Annotated in this window: 25 protein-coding genes; 21 read left to right on the top strand and 4 right to left on the bottom strand. The window is 45.3% G+C overall.

All coding sequences use genetic code 11. The features are described 5' to 3' along the window. The first annotated feature begins 211 nt into the window (after window positions 1–211). The 3 genes from LKX84_RS13920 (at window position 212) to LKX84_RS13910 (ending at window position 3,633) form a co-directional block, all read left to right on the top strand. Window positions 212–589, top strand: coding sequence for a hypothetical protein (locus LKX84_RS13920; protein WP_108423179.1), 378 nt, complete (start codon window positions 212–214; stop codon window positions 587–589). A gap of 88 nt (window positions 590–677) precedes the next feature. Next, the gene (locus tag LKX84_RS13915; protein ID WP_228237759.1) at window positions 678–2,738 is read left to right on the top strand and encodes a TonB-dependent receptor; all 2,061 of its coding nucleotides are present in this window, start codon (window positions 678–680) and stop codon (window positions 2,736–2,738) included. Between the two features lie 40 nt (window positions 2,739–2,778). After that, entirely contained in the window at window positions 2,779–3,633 is an 855-nt protein-coding gene (locus LKX84_RS13910) for a hypothetical protein (protein ID WP_119639764.1), read from the top strand. A gap of 121 nt (window positions 3,634–3,754) precedes the next feature. Here LKX84_RS13910 and LKX84_RS13905 read toward each other — a convergent pair whose 3' ends face one another. Continuing rightward, window positions 3,755–4,186: an RrF2 family transcriptional regulator gene (locus LKX84_RS13905; RefSeq protein ID WP_228237758.1), complete on the bottom strand. Its 432-nt coding sequence runs from the start codon at window positions 4,184–4,186 to the stop codon at window positions 3,755–3,757. A 115-nt stretch (window positions 4,187–4,301) separates the two neighbouring features. Here LKX84_RS13905 and LKX84_RS13900 point away from each other — a divergent pair, with 115 nt between their 5' ends. From LKX84_RS13900 to LKX84_RS13815, 18 genes are all read left to right on the top strand, one after another. Then, entirely contained in the window at window positions 4,302–4,814 is a 513-nt protein-coding gene (locus LKX84_RS13900) for a c-type cytochrome (RefSeq protein WP_072880143.1), read from the top strand. A 5-nt stretch (window positions 4,815–4,819) separates the two neighbouring features. Beyond that, window positions 4,820–5,401, top strand: a complete 582-nt coding sequence (locus LKX84_RS13895; protein ID WP_228237757.1) for a fasciclin domain-containing protein — start codon at window positions 4,820–4,822, stop codon at window positions 5,399–5,401. Between the two features lie 39 nt (window positions 5,402–5,440). Continuing rightward, window positions 5,441–7,393 (top strand): Sec-dependent nitrous-oxide reductase, encoded by a 1,953-nt coding sequence (nosZ, locus tag LKX84_RS13890; protein ID WP_228237756.1) that lies wholly within the window; start codon window positions 5,441–5,443, stop codon window positions 7,391–7,393. A 131-nt stretch (window positions 7,394–7,524) separates the two neighbouring features. Continuing rightward, window positions 7,525–8,139 (top strand): hypothetical protein, encoded by a 615-nt coding sequence (locus tag LKX84_RS13885; RefSeq protein WP_072880149.1) that lies wholly within the window; start codon window positions 7,525–7,527, stop codon window positions 8,137–8,139. 7 nt (window positions 8,140–8,146) lie between these two features. Beyond that, window positions 8,147–8,587 carry a nitrous oxide reductase accessory protein NosL gene (locus tag LKX84_RS13880; protein WP_072880151.1) on the top strand — a complete coding sequence of 147 codons (441 nt, stop codon included), beginning with the start codon at window positions 8,147–8,149 and terminating at the stop codon, window positions 8,585–8,587. A gap of 10 nt (window positions 8,588–8,597) precedes the next feature. Continuing rightward, entirely contained in the window at window positions 8,598–8,897 is a 300-nt protein-coding gene (locus LKX84_RS13875; RefSeq protein WP_220114692.1) for a cupin domain-containing protein, read from the top strand. A 5-nt stretch (window positions 8,898–8,902) separates the two neighbouring features. Next, window positions 8,903–9,337 carry a CopD family protein gene (locus tag LKX84_RS13870; protein ID WP_228237755.1) on the top strand — a complete coding sequence of 145 codons (435 nt, stop codon included), beginning with the start codon at window positions 8,903–8,905 and terminating at the stop codon, window positions 9,335–9,337. A gap of 26 nt (window positions 9,338–9,363) precedes the next feature. Next, complete coding sequence (locus LKX84_RS13865) at window positions 9,364–10,584, top strand: nitrous oxide reductase family maturation protein NosD (RefSeq protein WP_119639811.1); 1,221 nt, start codon at window positions 9,364–9,366, stop codon at window positions 10,582–10,584. Beyond that, window positions 10,581–11,303, top strand: coding sequence for an ABC transporter ATP-binding protein (locus LKX84_RS13860; RefSeq protein ID WP_072880156.1), 723 nt, complete (start codon window positions 10,581–10,583; stop codon window positions 11,301–11,303). The genes LKX84_RS13865 and LKX84_RS13860 overlap by 4 nt, the downstream gene beginning before the upstream one ends. Continuing rightward, window positions 11,287–12,069: an ABC transporter permease gene (locus LKX84_RS13855; RefSeq protein ID WP_220114693.1), complete on the top strand. Its 783-nt coding sequence runs from the start codon at window positions 11,287–11,289 to the stop codon at window positions 12,067–12,069. The genes LKX84_RS13860 and LKX84_RS13855 overlap by 17 nt, the downstream gene beginning before the upstream one ends. 32 nt (window positions 12,070–12,101) lie before the next feature. Then, entirely contained in the window at window positions 12,102–13,304 is a 1,203-nt protein-coding gene (locus LKX84_RS13850) for a hypothetical protein (protein ID WP_228237754.1), read from the top strand. Between the two features lie 140 nt (window positions 13,305–13,444). After that, window positions 13,445–13,879 (top strand): RrF2 family transcriptional regulator, encoded by a 435-nt coding sequence (locus tag LKX84_RS13845; protein WP_072880162.1) that lies wholly within the window; start codon window positions 13,445–13,447, stop codon window positions 13,877–13,879. A gap of 65 nt (window positions 13,880–13,944) precedes the next feature. After that, window positions 13,945–14,673 (top strand): iron-sulfur cluster repair di-iron protein, encoded by a 729-nt coding sequence (ric, locus tag LKX84_RS13840; RefSeq protein WP_228237753.1) that lies wholly within the window; start codon window positions 13,945–13,947, stop codon window positions 14,671–14,673. A 7-nt stretch (window positions 14,674–14,680) separates the two neighbouring features. Continuing rightward, entirely contained in the window at window positions 14,681–15,142 is a 462-nt protein-coding gene (locus LKX84_RS13835) for a hemerythrin domain-containing protein (RefSeq protein ID WP_072880166.1), read from the top strand. Beyond that, window positions 15,123–15,446: a hypothetical protein gene (locus LKX84_RS13830; protein ID WP_072880168.1), complete on the top strand. Its 324-nt coding sequence runs from the start codon at window positions 15,123–15,125 to the stop codon at window positions 15,444–15,446. Before LKX84_RS13835 ends, LKX84_RS13830 begins: the two co-directional genes overlap by 20 nt. Window positions 15,447–15,698: 252 nt before the next feature. Beyond that, window positions 15,699–16,148: an anaerobic ribonucleoside-triphosphate reductase activating protein gene (gene nrdG / locus LKX84_RS13825; RefSeq protein WP_228237752.1), complete on the top strand. Its 450-nt coding sequence runs from the start codon at window positions 15,699–15,701 to the stop codon at window positions 16,146–16,148. 8 nt (window positions 16,149–16,156) lie between these two features. Beyond that, complete coding sequence (gene nrdD / locus LKX84_RS13820) at window positions 16,157–18,019, top strand: anaerobic ribonucleoside-triphosphate reductase (protein WP_072880171.1); 1,863 nt, start codon at window positions 16,157–16,159, stop codon at window positions 18,017–18,019. Between the two features lie 165 nt (window positions 18,020–18,184). Next, complete coding sequence (locus LKX84_RS13815) at window positions 18,185–19,993, top strand: hypothetical protein (RefSeq protein WP_228237751.1); 1,809 nt, start codon at window positions 18,185–18,187, stop codon at window positions 19,991–19,993. Window positions 19,994–20,110: 117 nt separating this feature from the next. Here the strand turns inward: LKX84_RS13815 and LKX84_RS13810 are convergent, their stop codons facing one another. The 3 genes from LKX84_RS13810 to nadA are packed head-to-tail and all read right to left on the bottom strand — an operon-like array spanning window position 20,111 to window position 23,283. Next, the gene (locus LKX84_RS13810; RefSeq protein WP_119639771.1) at window positions 20,111–20,719 is read right to left on the bottom strand and encodes a thioredoxin family protein; all 609 of its coding nucleotides are present in this window, start codon (window positions 20,717–20,719) and stop codon (window positions 20,111–20,113) included. Window positions 20,720–20,735: 16 nt separating this feature from the next. Next, window positions 20,736–22,310, bottom strand: coding sequence for an L-aspartate oxidase (nadB, locus tag LKX84_RS13805; RefSeq protein ID WP_228237750.1), 1,575 nt, complete (start codon window positions 22,308–22,310; stop codon window positions 20,736–20,738). A 7-nt stretch (window positions 22,311–22,317) separates the two neighbouring features. Then, entirely contained in the window at window positions 22,318–23,283 is a 966-nt protein-coding gene (nadA, locus tag LKX84_RS13800; RefSeq protein ID WP_072880179.1) for a quinolinate synthase NadA, read from the bottom strand. Window positions 23,284–23,338 lie beyond the last annotated feature (55 nt).

Here is a 23,338-nt window from a genome sequence, read left to right as displayed (position 1 = left end):
GTTCATAAAAACGATCTGTCCCTTTATTGACAAAAATACAACATGGTCGATCATGAAAGCCCACGCCATATATTTAAAACAATTGTCCTGTCCCCTACCCAAAGATCTTTTTAACCCATTTACAAAACGAAAATAGATAAAAAAGACATTTTTATCCTCTTTATGACAATTATCATGTCCCCACTTTTTGGTCAACCCTACATTTGTTCCTATGAAACCTTATATAATTCTTTTTGTGGCTCTCATCATGTTGGTCAAACCCCTTTGGCCGGTCATCGAATATGTGGCCAATTATGATTATATAGCAAAGGTGCTCTGCGAGAACAAGGACAGGCCCCAATTGCACTGCAACGGCAAATGCTATCTCGCCAAACAATTGGAGAAACAGCAAAAAGACCAGGACAAGAACCCCTTTGGGGAACAACGATCAAAAATGGAGATCCAACCCCTGGTTTTCTTTCAGTCCTTGTTGGTTTTTGATCTCGATACCCTTTTTCAGGTGTGTCCAGACAAGAATTCCTTTCGATATCAAGGAATCCATTCCCAATTGTTCATTTCCGACATTTCCCATCCCCCAGAAGTGGTCTGAACAACTTCCCTGTACACATCCCGACGCTTTAAAATACTTGTTGGGACAGTACCCCAATCCCTTTTGAATTGATTCAAAACATTTTTCAATGAAAACCACATATCCATATGGGGCATGGTCGGGCTATTTGGGCCATTTGATTTTGGCCCTCTGTCTGGGGGTCATACCATTGTCCCCACAAAAGGCCCAAGCCCAAGAACCGATCTTGGCCCCTATCATAGACTCTATTCTCCCTATTGACTTAAAGGAAGTCATCGTCATTTCTTCCTTCAACAGGGGGATTGAACACAAATCCCAACCAAAGCCCCTATCCACATTGGACCAATATTTGGAATCTTCCAAAAAGGTTTCCATGGTCAAACGAGGGGCCTATGCCTGGGACCCCATGCTCAATGACATGACCTCCGAACGGCTGTCTATCACAATAGATGGCATGCGGATCTTTGGGGCCTGTACCGACAAAATGGATCCCATTACCTCCTATGTGGATGTGTCCAACCTTTCCGATATCCATGTGGAAAGCGGCCAACAAGGGGCACGGCACGGCAATGTGATCGGGGGCGCCCTGGACATGCGTTTGGAAAAGAGCAATTTTAGGCCCTTGGGATGGACAGGTGCAGTGGAAACTGGCTATGAGAGCAACAATACTGCCCAAATTGTGGGCGGTGAGCTCAACTTTTCGAACGAACATTTCTATGTGGATACGGATCTGATTTACCGCAAAGCGGAAAACTATACGGCCGGCGGAGGTGAAGAAGTTGCTTTTTCCCAATTTGAAAAATACAACCTCTCCACAAATGCGGGATATAAAGTTTCGGAAAACCAAAAACTGTTGGCCAATTTCATCTTTGATGAAGCCCGGGACGTAGGGTATCCCGCACTGCCTATGGATGTGTCCCTGGCACGTGCCTTTATCGGCTCCCTGAGCTGGGTACAGGACAGTTTCATCGGTGACCTGGAGAATTGGGAGACCAAACTCTATGCGAACACCATTACGCATATCATGGACGACAGTCAACGGCCCGATGTACCCATTCGGATGGACATGCCCGGTTGGAGCGACACCTATGGGTTTTACACCCAGACCGAGCTGATCTTGGATGACCATCATCTTATAGGTAAACTCGACGGCTATTACAACCGTTCCCTGGCGGAGATGACCATGTATCCCAATGATCCCAACGAGCAGGACATGTTCATGTTGACCTGGCCCGACGTGCGGACCTTGAACTCAGGCATCTATTTGGAGGACAAAATTTCGCTTAAAGAAAGTTCAGTGAAGCTATCGACACGCTTGGCACTCCAAACCTTCAACGTGGCCGATGATTTCGGCTTGAACAGCCTTCGCATCTTCTATCCTGATATGGCCCAACGGCAGACCCGGGTACTAAAGAGTGTTTCCGCGCACTACCACAGACAGTTCAAGGCACTTCACCTCAGTGGTGGGCTTGCGTATGGGGACCGTGCACCATCGGTTTCGGAAGGTTTTGGATTCTACCTATTCAACAGTTTTGACAACCATGACTATATCGGAAATCCTGACCTTAAGAATGAAAAGGCCCTAGAGGCCAATTTTAAAATGGCGTGGCCCATAAAAAATCTGGACATCGCCGTGGAAGGCAATTATTTCCATACTTGGGATTACATCATCGGCGAGGTCCATCCCGAACTGGACGTTATGACCATTGGTGCCGATGGGGTCAAGGTATATACCAATCTGGAATATGCCAACCTTTACAATGTGTCTTTGGACATGGTATACCAACTCACATCGGAACTGGATTGGAGCGGATTGGTCTCCTATCACAGGGGTACGGATCAAAATGGCCGTAACCTACCCTTTATCAGTCCATTGGCCTATCGTTCCCGACTTACCTATGGACAAGGAAATTTTTCCGGCACCCTGACCCTTTCCGGGGCCTTGGACCAAAGCGATTTCAATCCGGATTTTGGTGAGGACCGCACACCGGCATATGCCCTATTGTCATTATCATTCGGCAAAACCTTTTCCATAGGAGGTGACGCCCTGTATGGCAAAGTAGGTATCGAAAACATTTTTGACCGGTATTATTCCACCTATTCCGACTGGAACAACATCCCCCGCATGGGAAGGAACTTTTTCATGACCTTATCCTATGCCATCAATTGATTATAAAACTTTTTTATAAATCCCATTTAAAACCCTAACAATGAAAAATATAAAATCCATTTTCGCCCTTCTTGCCCTTTCCTTGGGAATCGCATCCTGTTCCAATGGTACGGATGACCCACTTCCCGTAGCGGACAATCCCCTTGAGGAATTCAACTTGACAGGCAGTTTCGAGGCCAATGGCCATGCCCTGGAAATCTATTCCGAACAGGAAGGGTTTACCATGGGGTACAATGAACTGTTCATCCGTATCAAGGATCTATCGACAGAGGACTATGTATCCGATGCCACAATACATTGGAACCCGGTCATGCACATGACCGATAAAGCGCACTCCTGCCCAAGATCGGAAATCTCAACAACGGGAGAGGATACCGTCTATAAGGGTTTTATCGTCTTTCAAATGGCCAGTAATGATGATGAGTATTGGGAACTGAACCTGGAATACAGTTTTGGGGGCACTACCTATACCACTACCGAACAGATTACCGTCAATGCCCCTTCCAACGGAAAAAGGACGGTGAATGTGTTCACCGGAACGGACGATGTAAAATATGTACTGGCCATGATGCCCCTGACACCCGAGGTCACCGTGAACGATCTATCCGCGGTCCTCTTTAAAATGGAGACCATGATGAACTTTCCCGCAGTTGTGGATTACACGGTAGCCATAGATCCCAGAATGCCCAGTATGGGCAACCATAGTTCCCCGAACAATGAAGATCTGCTCTTTGATGCCGATACTGGAATCTATTCCGGAAAACTGTCCTTGACCATGACCGGCTATTGGAAGATCAACCTAAAACTTCTCAATGACCAAGGGGATATACTCAAAGGTGAGGACGTTACCGAAGAAAATGAAGGAAGCAGTTTATTTTTTGAAATTGAATTTTAAAGCTGTTGTTTGCGCTTTTATTCGTTTGTTTGAAAGGTCATCCCATTGTGGATGGCCTTTTTGATGACTGGTACGGCTTAAATTAAAGGAACTCCTTTGGATCAGCTTTAGAAATTTTGGCTCAGACAGGAAAAAACTCCTCAACATCCCTTTTGCCTTCGATCAAATCCAAAATGGTTGTGTTTTCCAATACTTTGATGAATTTTGATTTGTTGGCACCTACCAATTTATGGAGCACGCAGGGCTGGTCGGTATCGCAATCCTTGACGCCCAGAACACATGATTTCACCCTTTTTTCCCCATCGATTACCTTCACGATATCCATCAGGGAACGCTTTCTATCTTCTTTACTTAAAAAAAAACCTCCCTTGGGTCCCCTAGTGGACGAAATAACACCATGACGGGAAAGTTCTTGCAACAATTTGGCGAGATAGGCTTCGGGCACATGGACTACCCCATGCATATCCCGGACCATGACCTTATGGTCCTCATCGGAGTTCAATGCTAAATAGAGAACTCCCTTAATGGCATATTTTGACGAATTGGATAGCATGATGGCAATATGCTAACAAAGATTAAAAGACATTTTTATCCTTTTTATGATTATTATCATGTTTTAGATATATAACCCTATATACATTTGAATCAAAATTTTAACCATTTATCACATGAAGACAACAATAAAAGGTATGGTCTTGTTCTTTGCACTCATCTTGTTGGGCTGCGGCGGCAAGAAAGAGGAAAAAAAAGAGGAAGGTTTCAGCGTACAACGGAAAAAGGCAGCAACGGAACAGCCTGTTGAGACCAATACGACCAATGAGGTGAAGGCTTCCGAGCGAGTGGATATGTCCACGAAGGGTGTCGGCCCCATAAAATCCGTGACCTTGGCCCCAGAAATCGATCAGGCCTTGGCCGCCAATGGTAAGGAGGTCTACGAACAAATGTGTCTGGCGTGCCACAGGATCGGCAAAAAATTCATTGGTCCGCCACCCAATGGAGTATTGGAGCGAAGGAGTCCCGAGTGGGTGATGAACATGATCCTGAACCCTCAGGAAATGGTACAGCAAGACCCTTTGGCCAAAGACCTGCTCCAAGAGTTCAACGGATCGCCCATGTCCAACCAAGGGTTGACCGAAGACCAGGCCCGTGCCATCCTTGAATATTTCAGGACATTAAAATAATACATATGAAATCAACCATTAAACTCAGTACCCTGGGGCTGATCTTGTTGCTTACGCTCAATGGCGGTTGCAAGGATAGGGCCCAAAACGAAACAACCTCTGCCGAATCGAATACATCCGATGCGGTCATTGAGAGCAACAAGGGGCAGGCCTTTATCGAGGATGATGCTTCCACACCCAATGTACTCCAGATTGCCATCGGGTCACCCGACCATAGTACTTTGGTGGCTGCGGTGCAAGCAGCGGAATTGGAGAACGCCCTGGTCAATGCAGGACCCCTTATGGTGTTCGCCCCCACCAATGCCGCCTTCGATGCATTACCCGCAGGTACCGTTGAAGATCTTTTAAAACCGGAGAACAAGGAAGCCCTGGCCAATATACTCAAGTACCATGTAACCCCGGGCAATTATTCCAAGGACTTTTTGAAAAAGTTCAAGAAGTTGGGGCAGGCCAACAATCAAGATGTTCCAGTAGAAGTCAAAGGCGATGATGTCTTTATCGGAGGTGCCAAGATCATTGCCAGTGTACCAGCGGGCAATGGAATCGTCCATATCGTGGACAAGGTCATCCTACCCCCTGCCCAGTAAAAATCGTAAAACCTGTAAAAACGAATAAATCCTAATACAATGAAAATTTATAACCATTTAATTTTGACCTTCGGAGTGGCCCTGATGCTGTTTTCCTGTGGTCAACAGAACCAAAGCTCCAACGGGGCCCTGTCGTCCAGTGCCGCTGAAAAAGTGTATGTTGCCCCTGGTGAGCAAGATGAATATTACGCTTTCCTTTCAGGGGGCTACAGCGGTAACCTAACCGTTTACGGATTGCCCTCGGGAAGGATGTTCAAGGAGATTCCTGTATTCTCCCAGTTCCCAACATCGGGATATGGGTATTCCGAAGAAACCGTGCCGATGTTGAACACCTCCCATGGATTTGTACCTTGGGACGATGCGCACCACCCTGACATTTCACAGACCAATGGCGAGTTGGATGGACGATGGATTTTTATCAATGGAAACAATACCCCTCGTATCGCTAGGGTTGACCTCAGCACTTTTGAGACCGCGGAGATCATCGAGGTCCCCAACAGTGCCGGGAACCACAGTTCTTCCTTCATTACGGAGAACACCGAATATGTAGTGGCCGGTACCCGATTTTCTGTTCCCGTACCCCAACGTGATATGCCCATAAATGAATATAAGGGAAACTTTAAGGGTGCCCTGACCTTTATCAGTGTCGATCCCGAACACGGTCACATGGCCATCAAGTTTCAACTCTTGATGCCAGGTTTCAATTACGACCTCTCCCATCCCGGCCGTGGAAAGTCCCATGGTTGGTTCTTCTTTACCACCTATAATACGGAAGAGGCCAATTCCCTTTTGGAAGTGAACGCTTCCCAAAACGACAAGGATTTTATTGCTGCCATCAACTGGAAGAAAATTGAGGAATATGTAAACAACGGTGGCGGCACCAAAATGCCTGCCAATTATGCACACAATGTATATGATGAACACTCCCATACCGGGACATCCACCATGCGCAATGAGGTATTGACCGTTGATCCAACAAAGGTACCAGGAGCGGTTTATTTTCTTCCCACTCCAAAATCCCCCCATGGATGTGACGTAGATCCAACAGGACAATACATTATCGGTAACGGTAAACTCTCCGCTGATTTGACCGTACACTCCTTTGATAAAATGATTGCGGCCATAGAAGGCCAGAAATTTGATGGGGAGGCCTATGGTATCCCAATCCTGAAATTTGAGGATGTATTGGCAGGACAGGTAAAAAGTGGTGGCCTTGGCCCACTACATACCGAGTTTGATGGTAAGGGCAATGCCTATACCACATTCTTTATCTCTTCCGAGGTGGTAAAATGGCAATTGGGCACTTGGGAGGTAATCGACAGAAAACCCACCTATTATTCCGTGGGTCACCTAATGATCCCAGGGGGTAATTCCAGAAAGCCTTTTGGAAAATATGTAGTGGCCATGAACAAGATCACCAAGGACCGTTATTTGCCTACCGGTCCTGAAATGGAACACTCGGCCCAATTATATGATATTTCCGGTGATAAAATGGAATTGCTCTATGATTTCCCCACCCATGGGGAGCCCCATTATGCGGCTGGATGTCCCGCAGAACTATTAACCTCGAATTCCAAGAAAATCTATCGATTGGATGAAAACAGGCACCCCTACGCAGTGACTTCCGCAGACGGATCGAAAGTGGTACGTGACGGAAATGAGGTCCATGTGTACATGTCCACCATTCGAAGCCACTTTACCCCGGACAACATCGAAGGTATAAAGGTCGGCGACAAGGTGTATTTCCACATCACCAACCACGAACAGGATTTTGATGTACCCCATGGCTTTGCCATCCTCGGCCAAAACTCATCCGAGCTCCTCGTGATGCCCGGACAGACCAAGACCTCTGTTTGGGAACCCAAGCAAGTTGGGGTATGGCCGTTCTATTGCACGGATTTCTGTTCTGCACTGCACCAAGAGATGCAAGGGTATGTCAGGGTCTCCCCTGCGAATTCCAATACGGAGCTCAAATGGTCCCTCGGTGAATAATTTGATGTATTGTCTTCATTGAACAAAGCGGGCTGTGTCGATGACCTGCCCGCTTTAATCCCTAATTTCAGTATATCGACATCAATCCACCAAAAATCATATTCAATTTGGAACCTCTAAATCAAAGAAAAATGAAAAAGGCTGGTATTTTAATGATCCTTGGCCCACTCTTCCTATTGGGATTGTATGTCTTCCCCCTTTGGAACATTATGTTGGGTGCCCCCCAATATCCCGATCCGTTGGGATTGAACATCCACATCAATGGTCTACGGGGCGTGAGCGAATTTGATATACAGAACATCGATGGCCTGAACCACTATATCGGTATGCACACCTTGCCCAAAGCTGAGGAAATGTGGGAATTTGGCACTTTTCCCATGGTCATAGGAATCATGGTAGGTATTGGAGTATTGATCGGTGTTTTGGGATATCTCGGCAAAGTAAGCTATAAATGGTTCCTCGGGTGGTTCCTATTGATGTCCATATTGGGAATATTGGGCATGTACGATTTCAATGAGTGGCTGGTGGACTATGGTACCAACTTGGATCCCAATGCCATTATGAAATTGACCAATCCCGATGGAAGTCCGATGACCTACAAGCCCCCCCTATTGGGCCATGTAAAAATGCTCAATTTTGACGTCACCTCTTTGCCATCCACAGGTGCCTGGCTCATGTTCATGGGTATGATGCTCACCTTGGTGGCTGCATTCATGGGCTGGAAAAGCACAAAAAACCAAAATTGACGATCCAATGAAAAAACTATTTTTCTCTTTATTTTTGGTCGGGGTCCTGTCCTTGGGCTGCCAAGTCCGTCCAAAGCCCATTGATTACGGGCATGTCGGCTGCCACTATTGTAGTATGACCATTGTTGACCAACAACATGCCGCCCAATTGGTGACCAAAAAGGGCAAGGTCTTCAACTTTGATGCCGTTGAATGCATGATGAACCAGTTGAAAGATGAGGACGGAACCGCCATGGCCCTATTTCTGGTAAATGATTTTGATCGACCGGGAGAACTGACCGATGCCACCAAGGCCACCTATTTGATCAGTGAGAACATTCCAAGTCCCATGGGGGCATTTTTAAGTGCCTTTTCAGAAGAAGAAGCCGCCCTACATGTAAAGGACGTCAATGGAGGGGAACTCTTGACTTGGAACGCACTGAAACAACAATTTAAATTGGACTTCTAACCTTTGAACCATGTATGCCATAGCTATCGACAACACCATTGCCCAGCAACCATTCGACGGTCTACAGATCGAACATCTGGTCAAAACACCTTCATTGGAAATTTTGAGCATCAGTTTGGCCAGGGATGCCGTCTTTCCAAAGCATATATCTCCCAAAGATGTCCATTTGGTCGTTTTGGAGGGCTCTATCGATTTTTATATCGAGAACCAAATCGTTACTTTAACGGTACAACAACATTTTGGCTTTTCCAAAGGGGTAGAACACTGGGTGAAGGCCAATACAGATGCTAAATTCTTGATAATCCGGTAGTGGATATGGTACCCAAGGCAATAATCTTCATTCATTTGTTGGCTGCCACGATATGGACAGGGGGACATTTGATCCTTACCCTTGGCATTTTGCCAAGGGCACTGAAAAAGAATGATTTTTCCATTATCGCCCAATTTGAGGAGCGGTATGAGAAAATAGGCATCCCTTCCCTATTGATCTTGGTGGTTACCGGTATCTATATGGCCACAGTGTACGCCCCATCCTTTTTCGATTTGGATTTAGGGGACCATTATACCCGACATATTGCCTTAAAATTGATGTTGTTGCTGATTACGATAGGATTGGCCATCCATGCCCGGTTCTTCTTAATACCTAAAGAGAAATTACAGCCTTTGGCATGGCATATCATCGGGGTCACCATCACTGCTGTCCTATTTGTTTTGGTCGGGTTCAGTGCACGAAGTGGAGGAATTTTATGAGAACGGACACACAACATAACGCCTTTATGCTAGTATGCATCCTGCTGGTGCTCACCCAAACCGTCATGGCCAAGACCTGGACCGTTTGCACTTCTTGTGAGCACAGCTCGATCAAGGGGACCATCGAACGTGCCGAGGCCCATGACACCCTATTGGTACAAAAGGGCACATACCGGGAATATGAAATCCTGGTGGATAAACCTTTATATATCAAGGGTATTGGATATCCCATTGTCGATGGGGAGAAAAAAGGGGAGATTTTTCAGGTTCGATCGGACCACGTGACCTTGGATGGTCTTTTCATTATCAATGTCGGGGTCAGCTACACCAAGGACAATGCTGCCATTCGGGTGATACAGAGCAAGGATTTTCTCATCCAGAATATGGTCCTGGAACAATTGTTCTTCGGTATCTATCTGGAAAAGTCCTCCCATGGCAAAGTGTACCACAATAGGATTATCGGGGAGGCCGTGGATGAATACAATTCGGGCAATGGTATACAACTTTGGTATTCATCGGATATAGAAGTGCGCAAAAATCATGTCCAGGGAACGCGGGACGGCATTTATCTGGAGTTTTCCGATCAGATTACCATCACAGGAAACACCAGTATGGACAATCTTCGATACGGGCTCCATTTTATGTTTTCCAACCATGATGTCTACACCCATAATACCTTTGAGAACAATGGTGCTGGGGTAGCGGTGATGTTCTCCAAGTTCATCACCATGAAAAACAATACTTTTCGAAAGAACTGGGGCACCGCGGCCTATGGCATGCTGTTGAAAGAGATCAATGATGCGGAAATCAGCAACAACACCTTTGAGGAAAACACCATTGGCATCAATATCGAGGGATCGAACCGGATAGACTATACCGATAATGACTTTATAGGCAACGGTTGGGCCATTCGGGTGATAGGAGCCTGTTATACCAATACATTCAAAGGGAATAATTTCTTGTACAATTCCTTTGACATCTCTTATAACAGTAAACTTAACGACAACATTTTCGAAAGTAATTATTGGAGCAGTTATACCGGCTACGATCTGGATAGGAATGGCATTGGCGATGTGCCCTATCGTCCTGTCAAACTGTTTTCCTACGTGGTGAACCGTACCCCGGAGACGATTGTCCTTTTACGGAGCCTGTTCATGGATATCATCGATTTCTCCGAAAGGGTCTCCCCGGTATTCACTCCGGACAATCTGCAAGATGCCCAACCTCTAATGAAGATACGACCATGACCATAGAAATAAACAATTTATACAAAAAATTTGGCAAGAACCAAGTGTTAAAAGGTGTGGATCTGAACATTGGCAAAGGTCATATTTATGCAGTGTTGGGACCTAATGGTTCTGGCAAGACCACCTTGATCAAAAGTATCTTGGGAATGGTCATTCCTGACAAAGGGGACATCTCCATTCTGGAAAAGTCCATAAAAAAAGATTGGAGGTATCGCAAGCAGATCAATTATCTTCCACAGATTGCCAACTTTCCGCCAAATATCAAGGTCAAAGAACTGCTTCATATGATCAAAGACCTGAGGAACAGTCCCAGCGAAGAAGAAACACTGATCGCTTTATTCGGTCTGGAACCCTTTCTAAGCAAAAAACTATCCACCCTATCGGGAGGTACCAAACAAAAGGTGAACATTGTCCTGACCTTTATGTTCGACAGTCCCTTGATCATCCTCGATGAACCTACCACGGGCCTCGATCCAAAGGCCTTGATATGCTTAAAAGGATTGATACTAAATGAAAAAGCAAAAGGAAAGACCATTCTGATCACTTCCCATATCATGCAATTTGTAGAGGAAATGGCCGATGAGGTCTTGTATCTTCTTGAGGGGGAGATTTATTTTAAAGGAACCATCGGGCAATTGATGGAACAGACCGGGCAACATGATTTTGAACATGCCATCGCGGCCCTAACAACCACAGAAAGCCATGCTGAAAATTCTTAAATATAGTTTTTATGACCTTATCCGTAGCCGTTGGAGTTACGTTTATTTTTTGTTCTACCTCACTTTGGGTTTCGTGCTGTTGTTCCTGAACAATGATGTCTCCAAGGCCGTGATCACCCTGATGAACGTGATCATTGTCCTTATTCCCTTGATAGGGACCATTTTCGGGGTGATGTACTACTACAATTCCCGGGAGTTCACGGAACTCCTCTTGGCGCAACCCATTAAACGCAGTTCCATTTTTATGGGACAATATTTTGGTGTTGCCGGTTCATTGACCTTGAGCCTGGTTCTAGGCTTGGGCATTCCCTTTGTCCTATATGGCCTTTTGCGGAGCAATGCCATCTTTGATTTCTCCCTCCTATTGGTAACAGGTGCATTTTTGACCTTTATTTTTGTGGGGCTGTCCTTCGTCATTGCCATATCCAACGAAAACAAGATCAAGGGATTCGGGTATGCCGTACTGTTATGGCTCTTTTTGGCCGTGGTGTATGATGGGCTGTTCCTGATGTCGCTCATCGTGTTCGAGGAATATCCCTTGGACACCTTTTCCTTGGTGGCGACCATGCTCAACCCCATTGACCTTTCGAGGATCTTGATCCTCCTCAAATTGGATATTTCAGCCCTGTTGGGGTATACCGGGGCCATATTTAAAAAGTTCTTTGGTACCGACCTCGGCTTTCTGGTCTCCATGGCCGTTCTATTTTTATGGACAGTTTTACCCATTTTAGGACTGCGCCATAAGGCCAAAAGAAAGGATTTTTAAGACTTATCCCAGGTTTTTATAAATTATAAGGCGTGAAGGACAGTATACATCAACGGCATATTCGGGTGGCAATTTCTTATTTCGCCATGGCCGCCCTGTTGGGAGTTTTACTGCGCTTCTATCCTATTTTCTCCTTTGGTTTCAACTACAGATATATGGTCCATGCCCATTCACACATTGCATTGCTTGGATGGGTATATGTAGCCTTGACCACACTGATCCATTACTGTTTTGTGGAAAAGGGTACCTCGGATAAAAAATATACACGTATCTTTTGGTTTACCCAGGTTTCATTGGTCGGCATGTTGCTCACCTTTCCGTTCCAAGGGTATGCGTTGTTTTCCATATTTTTTTCCACCTTGTTCCTCATCATGTCCTATGTGTTCTTCCATTATTTTTCCAGAAACAGCGACCCAAAATTCAGGCATGGTAACAGTCTACGATGTATAAGGGCAGCACTTTGGTATATGGTCATCTCCAGTTTGGGGCCTTGGGCACTGGGAATCATCATGGGTACTTTGGGGGCCCAATCCATTTGGTATCGGTTGGCCATCTATTTTTATCTCCATTTTCAATACAATGGATGGATGCTCCTGGCCTTGATCGGGCTGTTTCTCTTTGCGATGGAACGGCGCGACATGGTGATACCCAAAAAAAGTTTTATGTGGTTTTTTTGGATATTGAACGCAGGGGTCGTGCTCACCTTTTTTCTCTCCACATTGTGGATAGAACCATCACCCTTGTTATATGTCCTTGCAGGAATTGGAGCGATTGCACAGGGCAGTGGCCTTGTCCTATTGTGGGCCATGGCCAAAAATGACATTAAAGTACTGCCCCTTTCAAAACTACAGGCTTTGCTAATGAAGACCGCGGTGTTTCTCGTATTTATCAAAATAGCCTTACAATTGCTGACCGCCCTACCCTATTTTGCACGGATCGCGACCATGTATCTTGACCTTACCATTGGTTATCTACATATGACTTTTCTGGGGATGATCAGTATCGGGCTTTTCTTTTTGGTGGATTATTTTGGTCTGTTCGTGATATCAAAGAAAGCGTACCAATGGTATTTTTGGGGATTCCTTGTAACTGAAATCCTTATTTTTTATAAAGGATTTGCTGCCTGGGCACAATGGCCCATCTTTAAAGGCTATATGGAAATCCTTGCCTTGGTGAGTTTATCCATACTATGCGGCCTACTTTTATTGATGGCCTTAAACCGAAATCGAACATAAGATTCTGAGTATGTCGCCCTACTTTGACATAAAGTGTATATTTGAGACCGATTGGCGTTCCCGATGCGGAAAAATAATAAGGGACATTTTTGTCCGAATTATAATAAATGTTATCTTTGTAACGAATAAATTTAGCAATGATGTTTTCAAAAGCCTGTGAGTATGGTATTCGCGCTGCGGTCTATGTCGCATTGCAATCCTTGGATGGAAGACGTGTCAGTGTCAATGAAATTGCTGAAGAAATTGATTCCCCGATTGCTTTCACGGCCAAAATCCTGCAACAGCTCTCGAGGAGCAAGGTCATCCATTCTGTCAAGGGCCCCACAGGTGGCTTTGAGTTGGACCGAACCGAGATGGATACCGTAAAATTAAGTATGATCGTCCATGCCATCGATGGGGATGATATCTATGTTGGCTGTGGCCTTGGACTCAAGGAGTGCAACGCAAACCAGCCATGTCCTCTCCACGACAAGTTTGTCGATATCAGGACCGATCTAAAGAATATGTTGGAAAATACGAGTTTGTACGAACTGGCAACGGGACTGGAAGTTGGACTGACCTATTTGAAGCGTTAAAAAAATTTAAACCAATAAAGGACATTTTTGTCCTATTTATTAAAATAACATTTAATTCTAATATCATGAACGATACCATCGAAAAAACAGTGGGCCAGATGGTGGCCGAGGATTACCGTACCGCCCAGGTCTTTAAAAACCACAAGATCGATTTTTGCTGCAAAGGCAATCGGACCTTACAGGAAGTTGCCGACAAAAATGGTCTGGACAAGGAAGTGTTATTGCAAGAACTGGATGAAGTCCAGCGGAACAGTCAAACGGATCAGCCCGATTTCAATACATGGCCTTTGGACCTTTTGATCGACTATATCGAAAAAAAACACCATCGGTACGTAGAGGAACGTATCCCGATATTAAAACAATATCTTAACAAGCTATGTCAAGTACATGGCAACAAACACCCTGAACTGTTTGGTATTTTTGAACATTTCACCGGTTCTGCCGGCGAACTGTCCATGCACATGAAGAAGGAAGAACTGGTCCTGTTTCCCTGGATCCGTAAAATGGTGGCGGGAACGGCAGATGGAAAGACCTTGGTACCACCACAATTTGGTACAGTCCATAACCCTATTCAAATGATGATGGAGGAGCATGACAATGAAGGGGAGCGATTCCGAAAAATCGCCGCCCTAAGCGGCGATTACACCCCCCCTGCCGATGCCTGCAATACGTATAGGGTTACCTTTTCCCTTCTTCAGGAATTTGAGGAAGACCTTCATCGACATATCCATTTGGAGAACAATATCCTGTTCCCAAAAGCAGAAATATTGGAAAAAAAAGTGCTTAGCAACTAAAGCCCTTATGGCTGGAACACCCATCAAACGTCACAAGGCCCTACAGGGAGTAAGCCGTGAACACCATCACGGCCTGCTCTTATGTTGGAAGATTCGAACGGGACTTTCAAAAAAGGTAGCACCGGAACGCATAAAGACCTATGTGGATTGGTTCTTTAAGACCCATTTGATCCCACATTTTGAATTGGAAGAAACTTACATCTTTCCCATCCTGGGTATGGGCAACCCAAAAATTAAAAAAGCGTTAAGGGAACATCGAAGGTTGGTCAGGCTATTTACATCCAATGTTGACCTGATCAGAAGGTTGGTACAGATTGAAGAGGAACTGGAACAACATATACGCTATGAGGAACGCCAGCTCTTCAATGAAATTCAAAAAATTGCCAGTGACGCCCAATTGGACCTAATAGAAAAATATCACAATCATGAAAAATTCAAAGACAATACCTATGACCCATTCTGGAACTAAAAGCAAAGGCAATGTCCTTACCAACCTTCACAAGCGTCTGTTCTTGGAATACAAGAGAGGTGAGATGGGCTACGCCACCATAGCGATCATAGGGCAAAGCTGTTTGGGCTCTGCAGCAGCAATGGTACTGTTGATGGGAGCATTGGATACCGCGGTAAAAATGACCTTATTGTTTTTTGTCACCATCTTCTGCATGGCGTTCAACGGGGCCGTATTGGCACAATTGAAACCTTTGACCACATTCAATATATTAATTTTGAGTGTGCTATTCAGCACAGGAATCATTATTTTACATTTGGGTTAATTCTTCCACGCGGATGGGATAGCACCTTCCTACCATACCTCCTACAGGTGTATTTATAAAAATCCCCCAGCCTTCCAATTAGGATATTAAGTTGTACCACTTAATCAAAGGTTAAATTGATCGTATATATATAAATGATAAAAAGGTCATTTTATTGTTAATAAGTCTCTTTATAACTTTTGCCCTACCCCGATTATCCCCTAAACCCTTGGTCTAATTTTATACAATGAACTTAAATGAATTGCACCATATATGTTTTATCATCATTTTCAAGTAGTGCTCCAAGAGGTTCCAGGAGAGGTCAGTCTTTGCTTTTCCATCTCAGGGTGTCCTTTACGCTGCAAGGGCTGCCACTCCCCTTTTTTGTGGAAGGAAGGTAGCGGCTCTGAGCTGACCTCCAAGGACTATCAAAAGTACCTCGACCAATATGCCGGACTTGCAAGCTGCGTACTCTTTATGGGGGGCGAATGGCACCCGGGAGCATTGGTAAGGTATTTGAAACAAGCCCAAGAACTGGGATATAGGACATGCCTATATACCGGAGCCGATCGGGTATCCCCTGATATCCTTGAACATCTGACCTATGTCAAAACGGGAAATTGGGACAAAGCCCTTGGGGGATTGGACAGTCCGACCACCAATCAGGTCTTCCGGGAAGTGAGGACCAATAAATTGCTCAACCATTTATTCATCTCCAAATAATATTCCATATGATACGGCTTACCGACAAACAGATTGCCAAAAAAATTGCTTTCATCGATCATTACCTGCATTCCCACAATGCTGCTGACGGCTCCAAGGTTGACGCCAATGCCAATGTCACCTCCAAGAACATTGCCACCATGGAAGCCGAGCTCAATAAGGATATCAATATCCAGGTGAACCGGGCCTTGGTCCAACAGAAGATCGCCTCACTGTTTGGGAAGGACCTGGCCGATGAATATGTGAGGCAGATAGAATCGCACGAGATCTACGTCCATGATGAGACCTCGTTAAAACCCTACTGCGCCTCCATAAGCATGTATCCCTTCCTATTGGACGGGCTGACCAAACTGGGTGGGGAAAGCTTGGCCCCAAAACACTTGGAAAGCTTTTGCGGGGAATTCGTCAATTTGGTCTTTGCGGTAAGTTCACAATTCGCAGGGGCCTTGGCCACCGTGGAGTTCTTGATGTATTTTGACCACTTCGCAGCCAAGGACTATGGGCCCGACTACCTGGTGACCCACAAGAACATCATTGCCAACCATTTGCAGCATGTCGTCTACGCCATCAACCAACCTGCCGCGGCCAGGGGCTACCAATCCGTGTTCTGGAACATTTCCATTTATGACAGACCCTACTTTGACAATATGTTCGGGGATTTTGTCTTTCCCGATATGGGCAGGCCCCAATGGGAAAGTGTCAAAAGGCTTCAGGCCTTCTTTATGGACTGGTTCAACGAAGAGCGAACCAAGGCCATCCTTACCTTCCCTGTGGTCACCGCCGCCATGTTGATCAAGGACGGGGCTCCGGTCGATACGGAGTTTACGGACCTATGTGCCCATGAACTGGGCAAGGGGAACTCCTTTTTCATCTACCAATCCGAAAACGCCGACAGCCTGGCTTCCTGCTGTCGCCTGCGCAATGAGATCAGCGACCATACTTTTAGCTATTCCCTAGGGGCCGGAGGGGTCGCCACAGGTTCCATCAATGTCATAACCCTGAACATGAACCGCTTGGTGCAGCAAGGGGCGGATATTGTGGAAGAGGTCCAAAAGGTACACAAATACCAGGTCGCTTTTAGAAAGCTCATCGATGACTACGAAAGGGCGGGCATGTTGCCGGTGTACCATGCCGGATTGATCTCCCTGGACAAGCAATTCCTGACCGTGGGCATCAACGGGATGGTCGAGGCTGCGGAAAGCCAAGGCATCCAAGTGGGCAACAATGAAAAGTACAAGGACTTCGTCAACCGTTATCTCAAGGCCATCTATCAGGAAAACAGAAAGGCCAGGGAAACCTATGGGTACATGTTCAACACCGAATTCGTCCCCGCCGAGAACTTGGGTGTCAAAAATGCCAAATGGGATCGGGAAGACGGCCTTTTCGTCCCCCGGGACTGCTACAATTCCTATTTCTATATCGTAGAGGATGAACAGACCAATGCCTTGGACAAAATTGTATTGCATGGCAAGGAGACCATTCAATATTTGGACGGGGGTTCGGCGCTCCACCTCAACCTCGAGGAAACCCCGAACCAAGAAGGATTCAAAAAATTGATCCATGCCACGGCCAACGCTGGATGCAATTATTTTTGTTTCAATATCCGAATCACCATTTGCAATGACTGTTCCCATATCGACAAACGCACCCTTTGGGAATGCAGCGCATGCCATTCACAGGATGTGGACCATGCCACCAGGGTCATCGGGTACCTCAAACGGGTCTCCAACTTTAGTTCGGGCAGGCAAAAGGAACATGGATTGCGGCACTATCATTTGAAACAGGCCAAAAGCACCATGATGGATAAAAGGGCCGAAATCCTTTTGGCAGGTCAAAAAGCAAGTAATACTCAAGAAACCATAAAAATATAATCCCCGCCAAATAGTGCCAGCGTTCCTTGACCCATATATGATTTATGCCTTTTTGAACCGTTTCCATATCGATTTACATGCATGGAATGCGTGGTTCGCAAAAAAATAGGAATTCAATATGATCAACTGGACAAGGCCTTTGGAAGATCAACATAAATACGACGTATGACAGCACATTCATTCCATATACCTGTAATGGGAATAGCATTTACCATTGACACCCCGTTGAAAGTGGCACACTTTGGCATAGATTCGACGATTTCACTGGTAGATGATATTCTTTTGGAAAAAATGCGAAAGATGTATTGTGAAAGATTTGAAATACCCTATCAGGAGATCACTGAAAATAGCATCGACTTCAGGGCCAAAAGAATCAGTTCTTATCTCAATCTCATCAAGGATCTGGCAGAAAAAAAATTCGAACAGCTAAAGGACGTCACACACGGTTTAAGCGATGGGCTAAAACAATATTTCGATATGTTGCCGAACACCTCATCGCTTAAGAAGAAGTTTGAAAATGTAAGTCTGGGCACCCATAATCCGAAGTTGTCCAAAAATTTTCTTGATTCAAATCTTGCCATAGGAAACATTGAAGTGAACATCATGACGAAACTGGATCGGGAGAATTATCGAAAAAAGGTTCCTTTGGGCCAGATATACAATGATGCCCATGCAGCACTTAGGGGCTTTGCAGAAAGTAATCTGAACTCTTCGGTTGTTTTTTCAGCGGGCATGAACCCTAGATTGTACGGATACATCGAGGAGTTTGAAGATTTTTATCCCGACGATTTCGGGTTCATTAAAAAGAAAATCATCTTAAAGGTGAGTGACTATAGATCGGCCATGATCCAAGGCAAGTTCCTGGCCAAAAAAGGGCTTTGGGTCTCGGAATACAGGATCGAATCAGGATTGAATTGCGGTGGGCATGCCTTCGCGACCGAAGGTCATCTGATGGGACCGATATTGGCAGAGTTCCGAGATCGGAAAAAAGAACTCGTGGCCGAAATCCATTCCATTCTTGCAAAGGCCCTTATGCATAAAAAGCGCTATGTCCCCCAATCTCCCCTACCCATCAAAATCTCGGCACAAGGTGGGGTGGGGACAGCGGAAGAACACAATTTTCTATTGGAGCACTATAAATTGGATTCCGTAGGTTGGGGAACCCCGTTCCTGTTGGTGCCCGAAGTCACCACGGTTGATGACTCCACAATGGAAAAATTGTCCAAGGCCAAAGAACAGGATCTTTATCTGAGCAATATCTCGCCCTTGGGTGTCCCTTTTAATAGTCTGAAAGGAAATACAAAAGATTTGGAAAAGAGGGTCAACATTGAAAAAGGTAGGCCAGGAAGTGCCTGTCCAAAAAAATATGTTGCCATGAACAAAGAATTCACCAATGAAGGCATTTGTACAGCGTCGCGACAATACCAACATTTGAAATTAAAAGCGTTGGACGGCATGAACCTTACTCCGGAAAAACATCAAGAGGCATATGACAAAATTGTTGAGAAATCCTGTGCCTGTGTGGGATTGGGAACCGCAGCGTTATTAAAATATGGATTGGACACCAAGGCCGAAGGAAAAGGTGTTTCCATTTGTCCCGGACCCAACATGGCTTACTTTTCGAAAATCACAGGTCTTAGGGAAATGACTCAACATATTTATGGCACATCCAATTTGATCGAACGTACAGATCGGCCGAATATGTTCATCAAGGAGCTTACTATTTATATTGATTATCTCAAAATCAAGATCGAAGAAACCAGAGGTTCCACAACCCCGAGGCAATTGGCGTATCTAACCACTTTCACCAACAACTTAAACGATGGGATATCCTACTATCAGACCCTGTTGGGGAATATCAGCAAAGCCTTTTTGGACAACTCCCAAATGGTAAGGGCCTTGGATCGTTTCAGGACCGTTCTGGACAATTTCTCGGTTGAGATCCATGATTTGAAAACCATCAACGCCCAATAGGGACACCACCTCACTATCACATGAGCTTTTCAGTCCATGAACATGGTCTGGGTGAAACCTCTTACCTTCTTTTATGGAGGGGTGGATATTATATTTTCCTAAACCAAGAAACCCATATCAATGGGGATGAACCATTTCTATAAGTTCATCCAACATGGTATTGCCCCTATCCCTATGATACCACATCTGTAGCTCCTTTTTGAGGTTGTCGTCCACTTTTCCGTTTCGTTCTTTATATTCCGCTACCATTTTGGAAGCCGTTTTCGGCCTTGGTCCCCACTCCTGTATTACCGTTCCGGCACTATTGGTGACAATCAGCTTGGGAATGGAACGGGTCCCGTTGGTCAAAAAACAGTCCATGAGCCGTGGATTTTCATCCCTTAACACCAATCGTAGTTCAATTTTCGAGGATGCCTTGGCAATCTTATGAAGAAGGGGTATGGCCTGTGCCCCATCCGAGCACCAACTTTCCAGCAATACCAGCCAAACTTGCTTTTCTGGGAGCTTGCGGAACACATCAAGTCTTTCATCTGGAATGGTGATTGTTTTTTCGATCCTTCGTAATCTATGGGCATTTAATTTTGTGTTGGCAATCCTTTCTTCGCTTTGCTCGGTTCCTGTCGCTTTACCTTTAGCGACAAGGTCGTTTATCATTGAAATGTACCCGGCGTAGTCCATCCCCTTGCGGATACCTTCTTGAACCAAATGATGTACCTGCTTTGTCATAGGCCGTCTGTATTTTTTAGGTATTGACTATTTTTTTAGGTTCAAGATCAATGTTGTAGAACCCACCTATATTTTCTTTTCTTTTCAAGCACTGCCCGATGATAAGATGTGCCACATTGATCATATTTCGCAATTCACAAATACCCACGTCCACTTTCATGGTTCGGTATAGTACCTCAATTTCACTATATATCACATCCAGATGTTTGATGGCTTTATGCAAACGGTCGGTACTTCGTACAATCCCCACATAATCTTGCATAAGTGCCTGTAAATGGGCCGTGTTGTGTTTGATAAGGATGTTTTCCTTGGCAAACCGTGTTCCCGTATCGTCCCATTGGGGTATGGTAAGGGATTCCGGGAATCTTTCTTGGTGTTCCAAATACTCAAAAATATTGTGGGCATATACCAGAGCTTCCAATAAAGAGTTGGATGCCAATCTATTGGCGCCATGCAAACCTGTCCGCGAGCATTCCCCACAGGCGAATAGGTTATTTATGGTTGTTCTTCCGTTTGGATCCACGACAATTCCTCCACAGAGGTAATGCGCTGCTGGGACAATGGGAATCCAATCTGTTTCAATAGTGATATGTCTAGTCCGGCATTCGTCATAAATGTTGGGGAAATGTGCCTTGAAAGCTTTTATATCAAGGTGTGTACAATCGAGAAAAACGCAAGGGTCCCCAAATTTTTTCAACTCTTGGTCAATGCATCGGGAAACGATATCACGGGGTGCCAGTTCAGCCCTAGTGTCGTAGTCCGGCATGAATCTATGTCCTTTTTTGTTTCTTAAATATGCTCCGAAGCCCCTCACAGCCTCTGAAATCAAAAATGACCGGCCTGCCTTACCATCGTAGAGAACCGTGGGATGAAATTGGACAAACTCCATATCCTGGATCCGTGCCCCTGCCCGATACGCCATGGCAATGCCATCGCCAGTGGCGATGATAGGATTTGTAGTGTGGCCATAGACCATGCCCACTCCTCCTGTGGCCAAGACAGTGTACTCTGCGCGGAAAGTTTCCACAATACCGGATTTTTGGTCTAGTACATAGGCCCCATAACATGTCGTTGGGGCCGGATTGGTCCCATGGAGTTGGTGTTCCGTAATGAGGTCTATGGCAAAATGGTGTTGAAAAATTCTGATGTTGGGTCGCTGACGCACCTGATTCAGAAGGGCCTGTTCAATCTCATACCCCGTATTGTCCTTGTGGTGTAGGATACGATGCACCGAATGGCCTCCTTCACGACCCAACGCCAACCGACCATTCTTGCCCGTATCAAAACGGACCCCCCAGGACATCAGTTCCCTTACCCGTTCCGGGCCTTCCTTGACAACCATCTCCACTATGGCCGCATCACAAAGACCGTCTCCCGCGATCAAGGTGTCGGATATATGCTTTTGATAGGAGTCCTCCCCTAAATCAGAAACGGATGCAACACCACCTTGGGCATATTTGGTATTGGATTCGTCTTCATCGGCCTTGGAAACGATAAAGACGGTCCGATCTGGACATTTATGCGCCATCTTAAGGGCAAAGGAAAGTCCGGCAATTCCCGAACCGATCACTAGATAATCCAATGAAACCATTTCTGTCCTATTTGGAAAGTTTCAACATTCGCTCAATGGGAACCCACGCTTTTTCCGCAATGGCCCGTGAAACTTCTATTTCGGGGGTTTCATCCCTAAGACAACGGTATGTTTTTAGAAGGGTGTTTGACTTCATGAAGGCACATTCACTGCAGGCACAACTGTTATCTTCCACTACCGGGGCCGGGAGCAGTATGGTGTCCGGAACTTCCTTTTGCATTTCATGAAGGATACCGACCTCCGTGGCAACTATATATTTTTTATTGGGATGCCGTTTCACATAGGTTATCATGCCAGAGGTGGAACCAATGAAGCTTGCGGTCCTTAAAATATGTTCCTCCGATTCAGGGTGGGCAATGATCATTGCATCAGGATGTTCCTTGCATAGATCTAGCAATTTATCGATACAAAAAGCTTCATGGACAAGACAACTGCCCTCCCAAAGTAACATATCCCTACCTGTTTTCCCAATCAAATAGTTGCCCAAATTTTTATCCGGCGCAAAAATAATGGGAGCGGTTTCAGGAATATCCGAAATGACTTGTAACGCATTGGACGAAGTACATACATAGTCGCTCAAGGCCTTGATTTCTGCCGAGCAGTTGATATAGGTCACTACAAAATGTTCCGGATGGGCCTTCACAAAGGGTTCAAAATCAGCTATCGGACAGGAATCAGCCAACGAACAACCTGCATTCAGGTCGGGCAACAATACCTTTTTTGTCGGATTTAAGATCTTGGCCGTTTCTGCCATGAAATACACTCCTGCAAATACAATGATATCTGCATCGGTCTGGGCTGCAGCCTGTGAAAGCGCCAAGCTATCTCCGACATGATCGGCGACTTCTTGGATTTCTGGACGTTGATAGTAATGGGAAAGTATAATGGCATTTTTTTCTTTTTTGAGCCTTAGGATTTCATGTTGAAGGTCCATTCCTGGCATAAAAAAATTCATTTGTTGTCCACCTTTCATAGTTTAGCTATTTCATGATCCGTTCCCTTTTTACTGAATTTTGTGGCAAGGGCAC

Origin of the sequence: Allomuricauda sp. M10 (assembly GCF_020782875.1) — a bacterium.
GTDB lineage: Bacteria > Bacteroidota > Bacteroidia > Flavobacteriales > Flavobacteriaceae > Flagellimonas.
This window is presented reverse-complemented; position numbering and strand designations above follow the sequence as displayed.